Origin of the sequence: Methylophilus sp. (assembly GCF_035460085.1) — a bacterium.
GTDB lineage: Bacteria > Pseudomonadota > Gammaproteobacteria > Burkholderiales > Methylophilaceae > Methylophilus.
This window is the reverse complement of record NZ_DATHWZ010000012.1, coordinates 56981-76503: the sequence shown is the minus strand read 5'-3', so window position 1 is coordinate 76503 and position 19523 is coordinate 56981. Positions and strand designations below refer to the sequence as shown.

General features: G+C 49.1%; 17 protein-coding genes. 7 read left to right on the top strand and 10 right to left on the bottom strand.

All coding sequences use genetic code 11. The annotated features are described in order from the left end of the window. Positions 1 to 60 precede the first annotated feature (60 nt). From VK958_RS02080 to VK958_RS02070, 3 genes are all read left to right on the top strand, one after another. The gene (locus tag VK958_RS02080; protein ID WP_325238630.1) at positions 61 to 348 is read left to right on the top strand and encodes a co-chaperone GroES; all 288 of its coding nucleotides are present in this window, start codon (positions 61 to 63) and stop codon (positions 346 to 348) included. Positions 349 to 465: 117 nt separating this feature from the next. Further along, positions 466 to 2103, top strand: coding sequence for a chaperonin GroEL (groL, locus tag VK958_RS02075; protein WP_325238629.1), 1638 nt, complete (start codon positions 466 to 468; stop codon positions 2101 to 2103). Positions 2104 to 2318: 215 nt separating this feature from the next. Continuing rightward, positions 2319 to 2933, top strand: coding sequence for a BamJ family beta-barrel-assembly machinery protein (locus tag VK958_RS02070; protein WP_325238628.1), 615 nt, complete (start codon positions 2319 to 2321; stop codon positions 2931 to 2933). A gap of 95 nt (positions 2934 to 3028) precedes the next feature. Here VK958_RS02070 and VK958_RS02065 read toward each other — a convergent pair whose 3' ends face one another. From VK958_RS02065 to VK958_RS02045, 5 genes are all read right to left on the bottom strand, one after another. After that, a complete protein-coding gene (locus tag VK958_RS02065) occupies positions 3029 to 3952 on the bottom strand; it encodes an SdiA-regulated domain-containing protein (protein ID WP_325238627.1) in 924 nt (307 codons plus the stop codon). 231 nt (positions 3953 to 4183) lie between these two features. Further along, positions 4184 to 5176 carry an NAD(P)H-dependent glycerol-3-phosphate dehydrogenase gene (locus tag VK958_RS02060; protein ID WP_325238625.1) on the bottom strand — a complete coding sequence of 331 codons (993 nt, stop codon included), beginning with the start codon at positions 5174 to 5176 and terminating at the stop codon, positions 4184 to 4186. A gap of 66 nt (positions 5177 to 5242) precedes the next feature. Beyond that, positions 5243 to 5719 (bottom strand): protein-export chaperone SecB, encoded by a 477-nt coding sequence (secB, locus tag VK958_RS02055; RefSeq protein WP_325238624.1) that lies wholly within the window; start codon positions 5717 to 5719, stop codon positions 5243 to 5245. 107 nt (positions 5720 to 5826) lie between these two features. Beyond that, a complete protein-coding gene (grxC, locus tag VK958_RS02050) occupies positions 5827 to 6084 on the bottom strand; it encodes a glutaredoxin 3 (protein ID WP_325238623.1) in 258 nt (85 codons plus the stop codon). A gap of 51 nt (positions 6085 to 6135) precedes the next feature. After that, positions 6136 to 6555: a rhodanese-like domain-containing protein gene (locus VK958_RS02045; RefSeq protein WP_325238622.1), complete on the bottom strand. Its 420-nt coding sequence runs from the start codon at positions 6553 to 6555 to the stop codon at positions 6136 to 6138. A 134-nt stretch (positions 6556 to 6689) separates the two neighbouring features. Between VK958_RS02045 and gpmI the strand changes: the two genes are divergently transcribed. Then, positions 6690 to 8240 carry a 2,3-bisphosphoglycerate-independent phosphoglycerate mutase gene (gpmI, locus tag VK958_RS02040; RefSeq protein ID WP_325238621.1) on the top strand — a complete coding sequence of 517 codons (1551 nt, stop codon included), beginning with the start codon at positions 6690 to 6692 and terminating at the stop codon, positions 8238 to 8240. A gap of 89 nt (positions 8241 to 8329) precedes the next feature. Beyond that, positions 8330 to 9655: a murein hydrolase activator EnvC family protein gene (locus VK958_RS02035; protein WP_414683826.1), complete on the top strand. Its 1326-nt coding sequence runs from the start codon at positions 8330 to 8332 to the stop codon at positions 9653 to 9655. Between the two features lie 88 nt (positions 9656 to 9743). On the opposite strand, the gene VK958_RS02030 is transcribed toward VK958_RS02035, so the two are convergent. From VK958_RS02030 to VK958_RS02010, 5 genes are all read right to left on the bottom strand, one after another. Continuing rightward, entirely contained in the window at positions 9744 to 10040 is a 297-nt protein-coding gene (locus tag VK958_RS02030) for a hypothetical protein (protein WP_325238619.1), read from the bottom strand. A gap of 61 nt (positions 10041 to 10101) precedes the next feature. Next, entirely contained in the window at positions 10102 to 10521 is a 420-nt protein-coding gene (locus tag VK958_RS02025; RefSeq protein ID WP_325238618.1) for a secondary thiamine-phosphate synthase enzyme YjbQ, read from the bottom strand. Positions 10522 to 10620: 99 nt separating this feature from the next. Then, on the bottom strand, positions 10621 to 11151 hold the full coding sequence (locus VK958_RS02020) for a hypothetical protein (protein WP_325238617.1): 531 nt from the start codon (positions 11149 to 11151) through the stop codon (positions 10621 to 10623). 83 nt (positions 11152 to 11234) lie between these two features. Continuing rightward, positions 11235 to 13817 (bottom strand): ATP-dependent chaperone ClpB, encoded by a 2583-nt coding sequence (clpB, locus tag VK958_RS02015; RefSeq protein WP_325238616.1) that lies wholly within the window; start codon positions 13815 to 13817, stop codon positions 11235 to 11237. Positions 13818 to 13947: 130 nt separating this feature from the next. After that, the gene (locus VK958_RS02010; RefSeq protein ID WP_414683825.1) at positions 13948 to 15129 is read right to left on the bottom strand and encodes a sialidase family protein; all 1182 of its coding nucleotides are present in this window, start codon (positions 15127 to 15129) and stop codon (positions 13948 to 13950) included. A gap of 147 nt (positions 15130 to 15276) precedes the next feature. Between VK958_RS02010 and VK958_RS02005 the strand changes: the two genes are divergently transcribed. Further along, complete coding sequence (locus tag VK958_RS02005) at positions 15277 to 18219, top strand: EAL domain-containing protein (protein ID WP_325238614.1); 2943 nt, start codon at positions 15277 to 15279, stop codon at positions 18217 to 18219. Next, entirely contained in the window at positions 18212 to 19492 is a 1281-nt protein-coding gene (locus VK958_RS02000; RefSeq protein ID WP_325238613.1) for a cyclic di-GMP phosphodiesterase, read from the top strand. The genes VK958_RS02005 and VK958_RS02000 overlap by 8 nt, the downstream gene beginning before the upstream one ends. The last annotated feature ends 31 nt before the right edge of the window (positions 19493 to 19523 follow it).

Genomic DNA, 19523 nt, shown 5'->3' with positions numbered 1-19523 from the left:
GTTGGTTATTTTTATTAAAACGCTTCCCAAATAATACTTTAGGAATACAAGGAGACTTTTATGAGTATTCGTCCATTGCATGATCGAGTGATTGTTAAACGCGCCGCTGAAGAGCGCACAACCGCTTCTGGCATTGTGATTCCAGATAGCGCAACTGAAAAACCTGATCAAGGCATTGTGCAAGCCGTTGGTAACGGTAAAAAAGATGACAGCGGCAAATCTATTCCGCTGGATGTAAAAGTTGGCGACAAAGTGTTGTTCGGTAAATACTCCGGTCAAGCAGTTAAAGTCGACGGCGAAGAGCTGTTGGTGATGCGCGAAGAAGACATCATGGCGATTGTTGAGTAATTCTGAAGGCTTGCAACAGGGATTGCTGCTTTGCGTGCATCCCCGTTTCAGATTTCGTGGTTACAAACAATCTCTTGTAAGAAACTCATTGAACATTAAGCATTTAGGAGAATTTAAATGGCAGCTAAAGACGTAAGATTTGGTGATGACGTTCGCCAAAAAATGGTAAACGGTGTCAACGTATTGGCTAACGCAGTGCGCGTGACTCTGGGCCCTAAAGGCCGTAATGTGGTGTTGGAGCGCTCATTCGGCGCGCCTACCATCACTAAAGATGGTGTATCTGTTGCCAAAGAAATCGAATTGAAAGACAAATTCGAAAACATGGGCGCACAGATGGTGAAAGAAGTGGCTTCTAAAACCAATGACATCGCCGGTGACGGTACAACGACTGCAACAGTATTGGCACAAGCGATTATCCGCGAAGGCATGAAATCTGTTGCTGCCGGCATGAACCCGATGGACCTGAAGCGCGGCATCGATAAAGCGGTTGAAGCTGCTGTGGCTGACCTGGCTGCACAATCCAAGCCATGTACAACCAGCAAGGAAATCGCTCAAGTAGGCGCTATTTCTGCTAACTCCGATGCATCTGTTGGCCAAATTATTGCCGATGCGATGGACAAAGTAGGTAAAGAAGGTGTGATTACCGTTGAAGATGGTTCAGGCCTGACTAATGAATTAGATGTGGTTGAAGGTATGCAGTTTGACCGCGGTTACCTGTCTCCTTACTTCATCAATAATCCAGAGCGTCAAATTGCGTTGCTGGACAATCCTTTCGTGTTATTGCACGACAAAAAAATCTCTAACATCCGTGACCTGTTGCCAACATTGGAGCAAGTCGCTAAAGCTGGCCGTCCATTGCTGATCATTTGTGAAGACGTAGATGGTGAAGCATTGGCTACTTTGGTTGTGAACAACATCCGCGGCATCCTGAAAACGACTGCTGTGAAAGCACCTGGTTTTGGTGACCGTCGTAAAGCCATGTTGGAAGACATCGCTGTGTTGACTGGTGGTACTGTGATTTCTGAAGAAGTTGGCCTGAAACTGGAAAGTGTACAACTGACTGATCTGGGCCAAGCGAAACGCATCGAAGTGGGTAAAGAAAACACCATTATCATCGACGGCGCTGGCAACGAAGAAACCATCAAAGCCCGTATTGGCCAGATCAAAACTCAAATCGAAGAAGCTTCGAGCGACTATGACCGTGAAAAATTGCAGGAACGCGTAGCCAAACTGGCTGGTGGTGTTGCAGTGATCAAGGTTGGTGCGACGACTGAAATCGAAATGAAAGAGAAAAAAGCCCGCGTGGAAGATGCATTGCATGCAACACGTGCTGCGGTTGAAGAAGGTATCGTCGCTGGTGGTGGCGTTGCGCTGATTCGTGCACGTGATGCGATCGCTAAAGTGAAAGGTGAGAACCTAGACCAGGAAGCTGGCGTGAAAATTGTATTGCGCGCAGTTGAAGAGCCATTGCGTCAGATCACGCAAAATGCTGGTGTTGAGCCATCTGTGGTTGTGAACAATGTTGCTGCCGGTAAAGGTAACTACGGTTACAACGCTGCTAACGAAACTTACGGCGATATGATCGAAATGGGTATTCTGGACCCAACTAAAGTAACCCGTTCTGCATTGCAGAATGCGGCTTCAGTCGCTGGCTTGATGCTGACTACGGATTGTATGGTTGCTGAGTTGCCGAAAGAAGATGCGCCAGCGATGCCGGATATGGGTGGTATGGGCGGCATGGGCGGTATGATGTAATTTTTGCTACGTCAAAGCGGTGATGGCGGTGTTGCATATCCTTGTCGTACTTTAATGTACTGCCTGCGGATATGCGCCTTGCCCTCCCCGCTTTCACTTGCAAAAATGCACTAAGCAATATTTTTAAAACAGAACCCGCTTTGGCGGGTTTTGTCTTATCTAACAAAATAATTTCTAAGACTAGTCAACAATCTTAAAATCACGAAAGAACTGTAATGACAATTGAATTAAAAACCTTGACCCAACGCCTGAGCTACATCGTGGGTGAAAACTTGGCCCACCAGCTCAGAAATGACAATCTTGAACTGGACGCAGACGTGGTTGCACTTGCGGTTAGTGATGTAATGTCCGGCCAACCATCTCGTTTAACAGACGCAGAAAAACAAAGTGCGGTCGAGCAGGTGCAGAAAGAGAGTCAGGCAAAACAGGTGGCTGCGCAAGCAAAAAACAAGGCAGATGGCGTTGCTTACCTGGCTGAGAATGCTAAAAAAGAAGGCGTGACGACTACTGAAAGCGGTTTGCAATATAAATCACTGGTTGCTGGTAGCGGCGCGAAACCGACAACAAACGACCGCGTTAAAGTGCATTACAAAGGCACACTGATTGACGGCACCGTATTTGACAGTTCTTACGACCGCGGTGAGCCTATCGTTTTCCCGGTGACTGGTGTGATTTCAGGCTGGGTGGAAGGTTTGCAATTAATGCAAGTTGGCAGTAAATTCGAGCTGACGATTCCTTCTGAATTGGCTTATGGTGACAGTGGCAGTGGCCCGGTGATTGGCCCTGACGCTACGTTAGTGTTTGAAGTTGAGTTATTGGGTATTGAATAACCTTCTTGAAAACTAATGAGAAGTTAGCAAAACAAAAACCCGCCGAAGCGGGTTTTTTTATTATCTAAACTCGATGCTTAAACTAGACCCTAAAATTAGTCTTGTGTATGGCTGGATTTAGGTTTGAATACGTAAAACAGGTTAGGCTCACTGACGATATACACATTGCCTTCATCATCGATTGAAACGCCTTCAGCCTGCGGAACATTTTCGTGCAAACCGTGAAAACCTTTCCACAAGGCTAATGACCCCAGCGTTTGCCCTTCTTCATTAAATTGTTTAAGCAATTTTGACTCATCACTCAGCAAAAAGAAGTGACCGGTGCGCTCATGATAGGTAACAGAAGATAAGTCCCTCAAGGCCCATTTTAACGCTGGATCAAACTGCCGCATCCGTTGCACCTCTATCTGGCTCTGCTTGCCTTCATTAGGTTCATACAAGCCAGTGACAGACATCACGTACTTGGGATCACGCTCTTTCACGACGATTAGCCGGTGATGGACGCTATCCCAGGTCACGCCCTCAAAGTTCTTGTTACCGCGTTCGTTCATGCCAAACCGCAACAACCTGGCATCCTGGATGGAAATTTCACGTGTTTCAGGTTTTATTTGCAGTAGCCACAATTTACTTTCACGCTCATCGGCCACTACATAGTAATCTTTCTCCAGGTGCGAGATACCTTCAAGGTCATCAGTACCGTGCACTTTGATTTCACGGATAGGTTGGCCATCCTTGGTGAACTCAACAATCATGCTCATATCATTGAGCACGGTGAACAAAGTTCCGGTCTCATTGTTAAACGTCAAACCCGAAGCATTTTTGTAATCACCTAGCGTTTTCCGCTCAATCGCTACCTGATAGTCGGAGAGATCCAGGCCGTGATGATCATGATGCGTGAATTGGTGCCAGACATGCCAAGCCAGTGCTTCAGCTTTTATGACGTACAGGGTGGAGGCGATGGACGCAATCACGACTAAGGTAAACCCTGCTTTCAACAACTTCGTTTTACTAAACTGCAAAATAATCTTCTCATTCATTTGAGCTAACTACCTGACTGCTCTCGCTAAGTATAGTTCCTAGGTTTATAGGACATTTACATGACAAGGGTGCGATACGGTGCAATAGCCCGCGACAGGAGTAACTGGGGAAAATTTGAAATAGATCTTAAAGTGCTGGTGTAAGCACTTAGATTAACTCATCAAGAATAGTCATAAATTCCAGATGACTGGTCTGGAGTTATTAGCAAAAGATCAGGCAGATTCCTGGCGCTGACCACGACCTAATAAAGCGCTGACGGCGTCTTGCGCAGTTTTTTGATTAGTCAGCAACTGATTCACTTCAAAAGTAATTGGCATCTCGACATGAATAACCTCAGCACGCCGCATCACCTCACGTGCAGTATTCACGCCCTCTGCCACGTGCCCCAGACCAGCCAGAATGCTATCCAGCGACTTTCCTGAAGCCAATTGCAAACCTACCTCACGGTTACGGGAATATTGACCGGTACACGTCAGGATCAGGTCACCTGCCCCGGCCAAGCCCATAAAAGTATCGGCTTTGGCGCCTAATGCCATCCCGAAGCGGGTAATCTCAGCCAAGCCACGGGTAATCATGGCAGCACGTGCATTGTTACCGAAACCCATGCCGTCAGAGATACCAGCAGCAATCGCCATGACGTTTTTCACCGCACCACCCACCGAAGCACCAATGACATCGGTGCTGTTATACACTCGCAAACAGCTGCCATGGATTAATTGCGCGGCTTCTTTTGCCAGCGCTGTATGGTTGGCTGCCAGTGTAATCGCGGTTGGTAAGCCTCGCACCAGCTCAGCGGCAAAGCTCGGGCCACTTAATACACCCCACGGGTAATCACTGCCAAGTTCTTCCTGAGCCACTTCAAAAGGAAGTTTTGCGGTTTGTGGTTCCAGGCCTTTATTTGCCCATATTAAAGGCTGATTTATTCCCAAGGCATTTAGCTGCTGCAGAATCGGTCGAAAACCTGCAGTTGGCACCACGGATAGAATCAAATCTGAGCCGGCAACGGCTGTTGCCAGGTCGTCTTCAACGGTCAGTTTTTCAGGAAAAGGGAAGTCGCCAAGATAGAGAGGATTGGCACGCGCTTTGCGCATACCGGAAACGTGACCACTGTTACGCGCCCAAAGTACGACATCATGTTTTAGCGAGATGTGCATGGCGAGCGCGGTACCCCAGGCACCTGCACCCAAAACTGCGACTTTACTCATTTACATTTATCCACAAAAAGTAAGTCATACGAGACTTACTTTGTTGCTTAAATAAAATAATAAAAATTAATTAGGTGCGCCAGCCGCTTGAGCAGCCTGCTGTTGCTGTTGCAGGTACAACGCTTCAAAATTGATCGGGTTCAGCAACACTGGCATGAAACCGGCACGTGTCACCATATCGGAAATCGCTTCACGGGCATATGGGAACAAAATGTTCGGACAAGCGACGGAAAGGATAGGCTCCAGATTTTCCTGCGGCACATTCCGGATAGCGAAAATGCCGGACTGGTTCACTTCTACCAGAAATGCTGTTTTGTCGTTAATAGTCGCAGTCACAGTCACTTTGATAGACACATTGAAAATACCGTCCTGCACTTGCTCAACCGCATTGCCCAGCTCTACGTTGATTTGCGGTGTGGTGCGCTCTGTAAAAATCGCAGGTGCATTAGGCACTTCGATTGACGCATCATGCACATACAGTTTTTCAATGCTAAAAACTGGGCCTGCGTTCTGTTCTGCTTGGTTTTGTGGTTCCTGAGCCATGAATCATCCTTGTAATATCTATACGCAAAGCCGCTATTCTAACTGGTCATCCACGGCCTGACTATGTGTTTTTTGTGATGGTTTTTATCTGGATATATCTGCAGGCGTCACGCCGCCAGCAGCGGGTCTAGTTCACCTTGCACATCCAGCGCATGCAAATCATCAAAACCGCCCACATGGCGCTCGCCGATGTAAATTTGTGGCACGGTACGACGCCCGGTTTTTTCCATCATTTCTGCGCGCAATTCAGGCTGCATATCCACGCGGATCTTTTCAATCTCGGTGACGCCCTTGTTACGCAGCAAGCGTTCTGCGTTGATGCAATAAGGGCATACTGCTGAGGTATACATCACTACTTTTGCCATGATTACCTTTCGGACTTCCTAAGAGCGTTTGTATTAAATAGACCGGATTTATTAACTGTTTTTGCTGACAACAGGCATTTTGGCCTCTGACCAGTCTTGCATACCGCCTTTTAATTGATGCAAGCCGCTAAACTGGTTGTCTTTGAGTATTTTGACAGCTGCGCGGGTACGATTGCCGCGCTGGCATACCAGCAACACAGGTTTATCTTTAAACTTCACCAGCTCGGTCACGCGTGCTGATAATTGGGACAAAGGAATATTGCGTGCGCCCTGCAAGTGGCCTTGCGCAAACGCATCAGGCTCACGTACATCCACAACCACTACTTGCTTGCGGCTCATCAGCATCACGGCTTCCGTCACTGATAATAAAGTACTTCCCGTTGCAGCCCTGTTAAACAGCGGTAGCAACAATGCCACACCGGAGCCGATGGCCAGCCCGATGACTAAAACATTTTCCTTAAGAAATTCCACGTGATCTTTTACCTATCCTTGTTGTCGAATCCGCAAGCAGCGTTAGCCTTAGGTATGCGCCGCCAGCGGTTGCGATTATAATAGCTTAATTCATGAATTCGACATCCCGTCACCACTTTTAAAAATTGTTAGCCATGTCAATCAAACCTGTAATTTTGCTTATCCTGGATGGTTTTGGTCATAGCGAAACCACCGAACATAACGCCGTATTGCAAGCCAATACCCCCAACCTGGACAATCTTAAAAACCTTTACCCGCATGGCCTGATTAATGCTTCCGAGCATTACGTCGGCCTGCCAGATGGGCAAATGGGTAATTCTGAGGTTGGCCACCTGAATATTGGGGCTGGACGTATTGTTTTTCAAGACTTTGAACGCATTAACAACAGCATCAGCAGTGGCGAGTTCTTTAAATTGCCAGCCCTGGTGAGTGCGATGCAAACCCTGAAATCCAGCGGTAAAGCTCTGCATATCCTGGGCTTGCTGTCCGATGGTGGCGTGCATAGTTACCAGCCACATATCCATGCCTTGGTAGCAATGGCTAAACAGCAGGGCCTGAGCAAAGTATATATCCATGCTTTCCTGGATGGTCGCGACACACCACCAAAAAGCGCACAGCCTTATCTTGAAGCGCTGGAAACACATTTGCAATCGGTGGGTGTCGGCAAAGTGGCTTCAGTGGGTGGCCGCTTTTACGGTATGGACAGGGACAAGCGGTGGGAACGTGTGGCAGTGGCTTATGAGTTACTGGTAAACGGTAATGCTGATTATGTAGCGCCAGATAGCCTGACCGCTTTGCAACAAGCTTACGCACGAGACGAAAGCGATGAGTTCGTTAAATGCACCGCTATCCGTGCCGCAGATGCTGAACCGATCCGCATGGAAAATGGTGACACACTGGTATTTATGAATTTCAGGAGTGACCGCGCGCGCCAGCTGACGGACGCATTGCTGAACAGTGGATTTGATGGATTTGCACGCAGCCGTGTGCCTGCGTTCAGTCATTATTTCACCCTGACACAATACGATAAAAACCAGCAGTTGGCACAGCCTGTTTTTGCGCAGTTCACCGTTCCCAATACCTTTGGTGAGTATGTGGCCAGCCTTGGACTAAAACAATTACGCATCGCCGAAACGGAAAAATATCCGCATGTGACTTTCTTTTTTAATGGCGGTGAAGAAACAGTATTCAATGGTGAAGACCGTATCCTGGTGCCTTCGCCTAAAGTCGCGACTTATGATCTGCAACCGGAAATGAGCGCTTATGAGTTGACAGATAAACTGGTGGCGGCGATTGAATCCAGGCAGTATCAGGCAGTCATCTGCAATTATGCCAATGGCGACATGGTCGGCCATACCGGCAACCTGCAAGCTGCCATCAAGGCGGTGGAAACGCTGGACACCTGCGTAGGCAGAGTGGTTGCTGCCGCACAAAAAAGCGGTGCTGAAGTGATCATCACGGCTGACCATGGTAATGCTGAAAGTATGTTTGACCATGAGAGTGACCAAGCCCATACCCAGCATACGACCAACCTGGTGCCATTCATTTATGTAGGGCGTTCGGCTAAGGTGAATAGTAGCGGTGCGCTCTCAGATATTGCACCCACATTACTGACGTTAATGGGCTTGCCCAAACCCGCAGAAATGACTGGCGAGAGCCTGATTGTACTGAATGAAGTCGCTTAAACAGACTATGTTGGTGCATGTCTGATACCACGTTTAATCAATTTTTTTGGCGCAGATTGTTGTCGGCGGCTGGCCTGTTTACATTACTGATGGCTGGCTCTTCAGTCGTGTCTATGCCAGCCATGGCCGCCAGCAACGACAAAGCCGATACGACCAAAGGTGACCTTGAGCAGGTAAAAGAAAAAATACAGCAACTGGCCAATGCGATCAAGGCTTCTCAACTGGCCAAACAAGATGCCAATGAAGCTTTAAAGGCATCGGAAACCGCCATCAGCGCCTCCCGTAAAAAGTTGCGTGAGATTCAGGATGCGCAACAGGAGAACCGCAGCAAACTGCAAGACCTGCAGAAACAGATGTCATTATTGCAACGCCAGGTCAACCAGCAGCGCGAATCGCTCAGCCAGCAACTTAACCAGCAATACCGGCATGGCAATCACAGTCCGCTGCAGATGCTGCTACAGCAGCAAGACCCGGCCAATACTACCCGCAACCTCAAATACCTCGGTTACCTGACCGCGGCGCACCAGCAACAGATACAATCATTGCAGGATAACCGAGATGCGATTGAGCGTGTGCGCACAGCCACCACCGAACAGTTACATGAAACAGACCGCCTGGCTAATCAATACAGCGAGACTACACACAAGCTGGTCAATGAAAAGTCAAAACGCGCAGAAGTCCTGACACAACTTTCCAAGCAGATAGAAACCCAGGAGCAGCAACTGGTACGCCTGAAAAAGGACGAAGAAGCGTTGTCCAAATTGTTCCAGCGCTTGGTCGCTGAAGCGAAAAAGCGTGAGCAGCAAGCGTTAGCGAAAGCCAAACGGGAAAAAGCCGCTGCGGCCAAACGCGCCGCCGAACTGGCGCGCAAGAAGAAATCAGCGGGCCGTACGTTTGAACACGCATCGGAAGCCAAGGTTGACGCACAAAAAGCCGACGAAACCGAATCTGAATCCCAGAGTAGTACTGTAGTCGCCAAAAATGATACCTTGCCGGAATACAATGCTTTAAAAGAAAACTTCTCCCAACTGCGTGGTCGCTTACGTTTGCCGGTACGCGGCGAAGTCATCAACCGTTTCGGTAGCGCACGCTCTGACACCGGCGTCAGCTGGAAAGGCTTATTCATCCGCGCCAAGGAAGGCAGCGAAGTCAAATCTGTGGCTGGCGGACAAGTAGTGTTCGCGGACTGGATGCGCGGCTTCGGCAACCTGATTGTGGTCGATCACGGCAATGGTTATATGAGCCTGTATGGCAACAATGAAGCACTGTATAAATCTTCAGGCCAGGCTGTAAAAAGTGGCGATACGATTGCAGCAGTCGGTAACAGCGGTGGCAATGCTGAAAACGGCGTTTATTATGAACTGCGCCGCAACAGTGTCCCATTCGACCCATTACAATGGAGCACAGTGAAATAAGATTAAGTGAATAAGATTAATGCCGTAGATACAAAAGCAAAGAGGCGCAATCAATGCGCCTCTTCATGTTCTTACTACCCCTCTAGACCTACTCTGCCTTAGCACCCTCTTCGGCCGGAACCTCAGGTTTAGGCGTGTTGGCGAGCGCTTCTTCTAGTTGCTTTTCCTGCTCTTCCTTTGAAACAGTAATGCCTGGTACGCGCTCATCAGCCGCAGGCTCATAGCCACCACCCGCTGAGGATTTGGCTTCAGCTGGGGCAGCAGGTTCTGCTGCAGTGGGCTCAGCCGCGGGAGCTGCGGTTTCGGGTGCAGGGGCTTCTTCTTTACCACAAGCCACTAAACCCAGCGCAAGAATAAATGTTAGCAAGTAAGTCTTCCATCTCATAAAGCTTCTCCTTTTATTACTTCATTATAAAAACGATTGTTATAGTAAAAAACCAATTGGCTTATTCGCCAATGACATGCATCAACACCCGCCGGCGGGCAGGCTGATGTCTATGTTCGAACAGGAAAATTCCCTGCCATTGCCCCAGCGCCACCCTGCCATTCAATATCGGAATAGACAGACTGGTTTGTGTTAATGCTGTCCTCACATGGGCGGGCATATCATCAGGCCCTTCCACAGTATGAATGAACAACGCATCACCATCTGGCGCGATACGGTTAAAAAAAGCTTCCATATCCACCAGTACGTCACTGTCATAGTTTTCATTGATCAGCAGACTGGCAGAGGTATGCTGTATGTATAAAGTTAACAGACCGCTTTGTATGCCCGATTGTTCAACCCATTGTAGTACTTGCGGGGTAACGTCATATAAACGCCTGCCTTGCGCGCTTAATGAAAGTGTTTCATGAACCTGTTTCATGCAGTTTCCACGGTTAAATTCAAATGGCTATTAAAATATAAACCAATAGCCAATCACGCTGTTTTCAAACTCTGGATCGCCAACATTCATGAGTACTGACTACCAGTAGCGCCACCCCATACCACCGCCCCAATACGGGCGGTAACCCCAAGGACCTCCATAATAACCGGGGCCGCCATAAAACCAGGGGTCCATACTACGCAAGCGGGCGGAGTCACGCTCACGTTTTAGTCTGGTTTCTGCCTCTACACGCGCTTTCTCACGCTTGTTAATTTCATCGGCAATGGCATTCTGCTGTGCCAGCGCATTTGCTTGCTGCATATAATCAAGCACGCCTTTTGAAATCCCTTTTTGATGCCAGCTTAGCACTTCAGAAGGAGTCAATGAGTAGCGGGACTGCGACTGCTTGATCGCTTCAATAATCTCGGTATCTGTCTTACCCTTTTTGCTCATGCTGACAATCTCTTCCAGGCTCAAGATCGATTGCGCAGGTGGCACCAACGCCGCCAACTGCTCTGGCGAAATCCGTTCGATCTGAACCGGCTGCGGAGGTTGTGAAGCACAACCGGCCAAGCCGCTCAGTACCATCATCACAAAAAGTAAACGCAGGCGCTTCAGGGGATTCATCATATTTCCATTCTTACCCATAAAAACAATAGGGTCACAATCATTGTGACCCTATGTTAGCACTATGGTTCGCAAGCAAGTTGCGATCAGGCTTTTTTAAACTGCATTTTCCCAGCTGAAAAATCCACCTTGATCGTATCTTTGGCAGCAAACTGTCCGGCCAATATCTCTTTCGCCAGTGGGTTTTCAATCTCGCTCTGGATCGCCCGTTTAAGCGGTCGCGCGCCATAGACAGGATCAAACCCGGCGTTGGCGATTTCGGCAAGCGCAGCATCGCTTACTTGCAGCTGCATATCCATCGCTGCCACGCGTTTAGCCAGCAGTTGCAACTGTATGCCTGCAATCGATTTCACATGGGTTGTGCCCAGAGAATGGAATACGATCACTTCATCAATCCGGTTGATGAATTCCGGACGGAAGTGGGTTTTCACCTCACCCATCACCGCCAGTTTCACCACTTGGTAGTCCTGGTCAGCCATGCTTTGTATCATCTGGCTGCCCAGATTGGAGGTCATAATGATCACGGTATTTTTAAAGTCTACCGTACGGCCCTGTCCATCGGTCAGGCGCCCATCATCCAACACTTGTAACAACACATTAAACACATCCGGGTGCGCTTTCTCCACCTCATCCAGCAATATCACCGAATAAGGCTTACGGCGTACCGCTTCGGTCAGTGTACCGCCTTCTTCATAACCGACATAACCGGGCGGCGCGCCGATCAGGCGCGACACCGAGTGTTTTTCCATAAATTCACTCATGTCGATGCGGATCAGGTGCTCTTCGCTGTCAAACAAAAATCCGGCCAATGTCTTGCAAAGCTCCGTTTTACCGACACCTGTTGGCCCCAGGAACAGGAAACTGCCGTAAGGCCGGTTAGGGTCGCTCAAGCCACTGCGTGAACGGCGGATGGCATCAGACACCAGGCGCACTGCTTCGTCCTGTCCGACCACGCGTTCATGCAATTTATCTTCCATGCCCAGCAGTTTTTCGCGCTCACCGGTCATCATTTTGCTGACCGGTATCCCGGTCGCCCGACTAACGACTTCCGCAATCTCGTCGGCACCGACTTCGGTGCGTAGCATTTTATGTTTGACTGTTGGCGCAACCTCGTCATTGGAGTCGTGCTTCAGTTGTGCTTCCAGCTGAGGCAATTTGCCATACTGCAACTCAGACACACGCTGCCAATCGCCCTTGCGGGTAGCCGCTTCCATATCGAGTTTGACTTTTTCAATCGCTTCTTTCACGCCGGCAGAGCCATGCACAGCCGCTTTTTCCGACTTCCAGATTTCTTCGAGGTCGGCATATTCCTTTTCAAGCCGTTCTATCTCTTCCTCAATCAGGGTAAAGCGTTTCTGGCTCGCTTCATCTTTTTCGCGACGTACGGCTTCGCGCTCAATCTTGAGCTGGATCAGGCGCCGGTCGAGCTTGTCCATGACTTCCGGTTTCGAATCGATTTCCATCTTGATGCGCGAAGCTGCCTCGTCGATCAGGTCGATGGCTTTATCCGGCAAAAAACGGTCTGTGATATAACGATGAGATAATTCCGCTGCCGCGACAATAGCCGGATCTGTAATTTCCACACCGTGGTGTAGCTCATATTTCTCCTGCAAGCCACGCAAAATGGCAATGGTGGCTTCTACGGATGGCTCATCGACCAGCACTTTTTGGAAGCGGCGTTCCAGCGCAGCATCTTTCTCGATGTATTTACGGTATTCATCCAGGGTAGTGGCTCCGACACAGTGCAACTCGCCACGCGCTAACGCTGGCTTCAACATATTGCCCGCATCCATAGCGCCTTCAGATTTACCGGCACCGACCATGGTATGGATTTCATCGATAAACACGATGGTCTGGCCTTCGTCCTGCGCCAGCTCTTTCAACACCGATTTCAGGCGCTCTTCGAATTCACCTCGGTATTTGGCGCCAGCCAGCAAGGAAGCCATATCCAGGCTGAGCACTTTTTTATTTTTAAGGGAGTCCGGTACTTCACCATTGACGATACGTTGTGCCAAGCCTTCCACAATGGCAGTTTTACCGACGCCAGGCTCACCAATCAAGACTGGGTTATTTTTGGTACGGCGCTGCAATACCTGGATGGCACGACGGATCTCGTCATCGCGGCCTATCACAGGATCCAGCTTGCCGGCACGCGCAAGTTCGGTCAGGTCCAGCGTGAATTTCTTCAACGCTTCGCGCTGGCCTTCGGCTTCCTGGCTGTTCACACTATCATTGCCACGCACTGTTTTAATAGCCTGCTCCAGCACAGTCTTATTCAACCCATGCTGTTTCAGTAATTTACCAGTTTGGCCTTTATCTTCTACCAGCGCCAACAGGAACATTTCGCTGGCAATATAGCTGTCGCCATTTTTCTGGGCGAATTTGTCGGTGATGTTCAGCAGGTTGTTGAGGTCACGCGAAATAGTGACTTCACCACTGTTTTCGCTGACCTTGGGCAGTGCATCCACCGCCTGTTGCAGGCTGGTCTTCAATGCACTGACTTGTGCGCCAGCGCGGGAGAGCAAGGCAGCCACGCCGCTATCGTCCTGGTTCAACATCGCCAGTAACAAATGTGGCGCTTCAATCGTAGGCTGATCGGCACCTACCGCCATGCTTTGCGCATCGGCAAGTGCCTGTTGGAATTTGGTAGTGAGCTTATCAAACCGCACGTTAAACCCTTTCACACTAAAGTCATGCCGCATGCTGCGGCGGGATAACCCTATAATGCGGCGGGTTTTTGCATTTTCAATAGAGCCAGATCAAATTTGTGTCAGTTTTACAGGCTTGTACATGATATTTCTATTGCGGATAGGGCATCAAAATCAGCCCTTTTTCAGCACTATTCACCGCCAGCATTGACTGGCCGCGCACATTCAGCCATTGCGGATAATCAAGTTTGCCAGCACTGTGAACAGCCAAGGTTGGCAAGCCCCAGGTTTTACCGCCATCCAGGGAAGTCATCGTCACAATATCCATGCCTTCATTGTTACGCTCCTGCCATGCCAGCCAGACTTTGTCTCCCATGCTTAGCAGTGCCGGATGCCCGGCGTTCTTTTTGGGGTCGCCAATGGGTCTCGGTGGTGTCATCACCCATGCCTGCCCATCCATACGCACCAGGCGCAATCCAGGCTTGTTACCTGCACCATCAAAATAAGCCAGGTGGTAGCCAAAGCCTTCACCCACTGCCAGGGCGGCACCATGATGCGGGCATCCATCAATTTTCCAGCGGCCATAGCTGGCACGCACGATGGCCGGCCTGCCAGCTGTTACCTTACTTATTTCCGCCATGGCATGGTCGCGCTCGCTACCCTCAAACACGTGCCGCCAGAGTACAGCCACAGTGCTATCAGGCTTGCTGGTCATGGCAATCCGGCAACATTCGCAACTGCTGTCCGCCAGCTTTTTCTCGGGCACAAAGCTTTTGCCCTGGTCGGTGGAAATGGCGTAATAAATCGCGGCGCCATCATACGGTTTACCTGCAGCCTTGGCTGCCAGTAAATCGCGTTTATCTACCCAGGCCACGGTGATTGAACCGTCAGCAGCGACTTGTAACGCATCAAACCGATGCGTGATTTCTGCCCTGTCCTGATGCACGATATAAGGCGTCTCAAAACTTTTACCTCCGTCCACTGATCGTGCGAACCAGATGTATCCGGCAAACGGTTTTTTCAGGGTTTCAGTCCAGGTAAGGTAAAGATGGCCATTGCGGGCAACTGCAATTTTCGGCCTGGCTTCTCCTTCTGCGGCCACCGTCATTGGTGTGGCATTCACTGCCAACTCTTTACTGAAATGTTGTCCCGCATCTTCACTGAACGACACCCAAATCTGGCCTTTGCGCGCACGCGCCTGCCAGAGTCGGCCGTCGCTGTCGGTTGCGAGGCTGATAGCCAGTCCGGAAGCAGTATGTTCGGCATGGGCTTCATGCGCAGAAACCTGGCTCAATAATCCAAAACTTAAGACAACTATTAACCCATTCACCAGCCATTTCACCGCTTGAATTCCTTACCAAAATATATTAAAAAAAATAATTCTTTACAAATAACAAAGCTGCTAAAGTTAGGGGTGCCGAAAGCCGTTAACCCAAATAACTGGATGAATAACGACGACCTGTCGAATAGCAATTAATTTATGGATATGCAAGCAACCTTCGATCATCATAGCACAGCGTGGCTACAGCCTTTGGCAGCGACCATGCCTGATATGCCCATGCTGGCAATCAACCGCCGGGCACAGTGCGTGGCAGCCAACGAGAGGGCAAAAAAGCTGCTTGGCGAGAGTGCTGACGCCCTGCCCAAAGAGATGCGTCAGGCATTAATAAAGGCCATACGAGAGCATAAAACCGAACTGACGTTGCAAACCCGCTTGAATGGCTTGAGTCGTGAGTTCAAATGCCGCATGTTCTATACTCAGAATGGCAGGCGTGCGATTGGCTTAATGCTGGAAGAACAAGAGAATGCATTAGTCCAGCAATTAGTGCATATGCAATCCATCGTGCACTCATTGATTGAAATGAGTCCTGACCTGATTTGCATCAAAGACCAGGACAACCGCTGGATGATGGCTAACCAGCGCATGCTGAATACCTTCCAGATTGATAATTTCGATTACGAATTCCTGAATAACCTGCAAATTGCGGATACACTGCATCCAGTTTTCCGCAACAGTTTTGAACACCACGAGAAGTCAGACCGGACTGTATGGCAAACACGCCAGCCTTACCACAATGAAGAACTGGTGCATCTGCCGCAAGGTGGTTATAAAACGCTGGAAGTGAATAAAACCGCTTATTACGACAAGACTGAAGAGCCCAGCCACCTGATTACCGTGGCGCGCGATGTCAGTGAGCAAAAGTTTATCGAAAGCCAATTATTGAATCGCAGCGCGGTGCTGGATACCTTAATCTCCTGCGACTGGATGCTGCACTCGGCTGAGCGCTGGCAAACCGTCGCGGAAAATGTGTTGCAGCAATGCTGCCTGTCTTTCCGTTTTAGCCGTGCTATTTTGTTGCAACATCACACGACGACAGCACGCAAAAAAACCGAAACACGCTCCCAAGCCTTGTTCCATTGGGCGACCAATGGCTTCCACTCGACTTACGAACATTGGGAGAAAATCTCATTTCACTCCCCTGAATTGAAACGCTGGCATGCGTTGCTCTCCAAAGGACAGCCCGTGATGTGCGATGCGCATACCTTGCCTGAAGATGAGCGTTTCCTGCTGAAATCACATGACACCGTCAACCTGGTGATTGTGCCGCTGATGATTGACCACGAATGGTGGGGATCAATGGTGATTGAACGTTGTTTCGATGCAGAGGCTACCAGCTCTCAGGAATTAGGTTCTTTGATGGCGATCGGCCGTACTTTGAGCGTCGCTATTGACCGTGAGCAAACCGGCAAAAGTCTGAAACTGGCCAAGATTGCTTTTGATAGCACCACTGAAGGCATCATGATTGTGAACCCTGCTGGCGAACTGGTGGGGATCAATGAAGGCTACACCCTGATTACCGGCTTTAACGAAGCTGAAGTGCTGGGAACAAAACCGCAAATATTCCGCCAACGCCCGCGTGGCTTGTTTGGCGCACTCAAACGCCACGGCAAATGGTCAGGCGAGATTGAGACCGTGCGTAAAAGCGGGGAAAGTTATACCGAATGGATGACGATCACCGCCGTGCGCAATCATGCCAACGCAATTACCAATTATGTGGGTGTGTTTGCTGACATCACCGAGATGAAGCGCTCACAAGTGCAGCTCAATTCACTGGTCAATCACGACCCATTAACGGGACTGCCTAACCGCAGGTTGATCAATCATTTGTTTACGCATGCGATTCAGCGCGCTAACCGCAATCAGCAGCAAGCAGCAGTATTGTTTATTGACCTGGACAGGTTCAAGAATATTAACGATAGCCTGGGTCACTATACTGGCGACCAGTTACTACTGGGCGTGACCGAGCGTATCCAGGCCTCTTTGCGAGAATCTGATATTGTCGGTAGATTGGGGGGAGATGAGTTCATCGTCCTGCTGGAAAACCTGCACAACAAAGCGGATGCTGCGCAAAAGGCACAAGATATCCTGGATACCCTTAAACGTCAGTTCATGATTGATCATCATGAAATATTTATCGGCGCCAGTATCGGTATTTCCATGTATCCGCATGATGCCAATGATGTTGAAGGCCTGATCAAGGCCGCTGACCTCGCCATGTACCAGGTCAAGAACAATGGTAAAAACCATGTCTCGTTCTACGATGCTGCCTTAAGCCGGAATGCAGTAGAGCATTTCCAGCTGGAAACCGAATTGCGCCAAGCGCTATCAAGAAAACAGCTCAAAATGTTCTATCAGGCGCAAATCGACCTGAATACCGGAATGATCATCGGGGCCGAAGCGTTGATTCGTTGGCAGCATCCCACCCAGGGGTTGATCCCACCAGTGAAGTTTATTCCGCTGGCTGAAGAAACCGGCTTGATTTTAAGCATTGGTGAATGGGCATTACGCGAGTCTGTGCGGCAAGCACACGCCTGGCACAGACAGCATCCGGAATTCAAGAAAATCGCTATCAATGTGTCTGCCGTGCAAATCATGAAAAGCGAATTTGCCGATACCGTGTATGGCATCCTGATGGAAAGTGATTGTGACCCGGCTATCATTGAGCTTGAAATCACCGAAAGCACGTTGATGCAGCATACGCAACATGTGGTGGATACCTTCAACCAGTTGAAGAAACTGGGCATCAGCATAGCGATTGATGACTTTGGCACCGGCTACTCATCCTTGTCGCACCTGAAACGTTTGCCATTAGACCAGATCAAGATTGACCGCAGCTTTGTTAAAGATTTGCCGGGAGACAAAGATGATGCGGCCATTACCAGCGCCATTTATGCGATGGCCACCCAGCTGGGTTTCACCGTAGTTGCCGAAGGAGTAGAAACAGAAGAACAGGAAAAATTTTTACAGCGTTTGGGTTGCCAGACTGCGCAAGGGTATTTGTATGCCTACCCGGTCAACTCGGACGACTTTTTGCAGTTATTAGTGTTAAACAATCAAAGAAAAATAAAACGCCATGCCTAATCACGCCTCCGATACTTTTTATATCGACATAGAACAACTCCAGATAGGACTCTACATCCATCTGGATTTGGGATGGATGGACCACCCATTCTCCATCAGTAATTTCAAGGTCACCGAAGAATCCCAGATTGAAACCATTAAATCTCTGGGGCTAACACAATTGCGTTATGACCCGAGACGGAGTTCCAGCACGCCTTTGAGGTCAAGCAACTACAACAATGTGGTTGAGTTTCCTTTGAAAAAGGCTTTTTTACCAAAACTGGAAGTGATAGACGATAGCCCGGAATTAAGTACAGCACAAAAAAAACAGCTGGCACTCAAGCATGCCATCACTGAAAGCGAGCAAAAATTCCTGAAAGCCAGCTCGGATGTATGGAATATCCAGAAAATGTCTGTAGAGCACCCAGACAAGGCTTTTGGCCTCGCATCCAACGTGGTGCACGAGCTGGTGAGCAGCACCTTGACCGAGGGCGACGTGGCCATTCATGCCATGAACGGCCACCGTATTGGCGACCAGCATTACCAGCATGAACTGAACATCCTGGTACTTTCGATGTTGTTGGCAAAAAACCTGGACATATCGGATGACGACGCGATTATTCTGGGGATGGCCGCCATTTTGCATGACATCGGCAAAAGACAAATCAGCGACAAGATCTTATTAAAAAAAGACCCGCTCACTTTGCGTGAAACCGCTATTTACCAGACCCACGTAGTGCTGGGCATGAATATGCTGAAAGAGATTTCAGTCCCCAGGAAAATACTCTCCATCATTGGTCAGCATCATGAATTTGCCGATGGCTCGGGCTACCCAAAAGGCTTGCTATGCGATGAGATTGATCCGCTGTCACATGTACTGATCATTGCAAATATGTACGATAATTTGTGCAACCCTTCAAACCCGGCGCTAGCAAAAACGCCTTATGAAGCCCTCAGCATCATGTTTGCCCAGCAACGCCACCAGTTCGACCAGACCATTTTACGTCGCTTTATCAAGTGTCTGGGCATATATCCCCCTGGCAGCGTGATCCGGCTTTCTGACCAGAAACTGGCCACCGTATTATCCACCAACCCTCAACAACCGTTGCGTCCTTTTATTCAGATGCTCACGGGTGACGATGACGAAGATGGTGAAATTATCGACTTGCGTGAAGTGTTGGATCTGAACATTATCCAATGCCTCAAACCTGAGCAGTTACCAACTATCCTGCAAAAAATGATGCGGCAGAAACAGCGTACCAGCTACTTCCTGGACAAAGTCACCAGCGTTTAGGTGAAAACCATTGCTTAAGTGCAAACCAGCG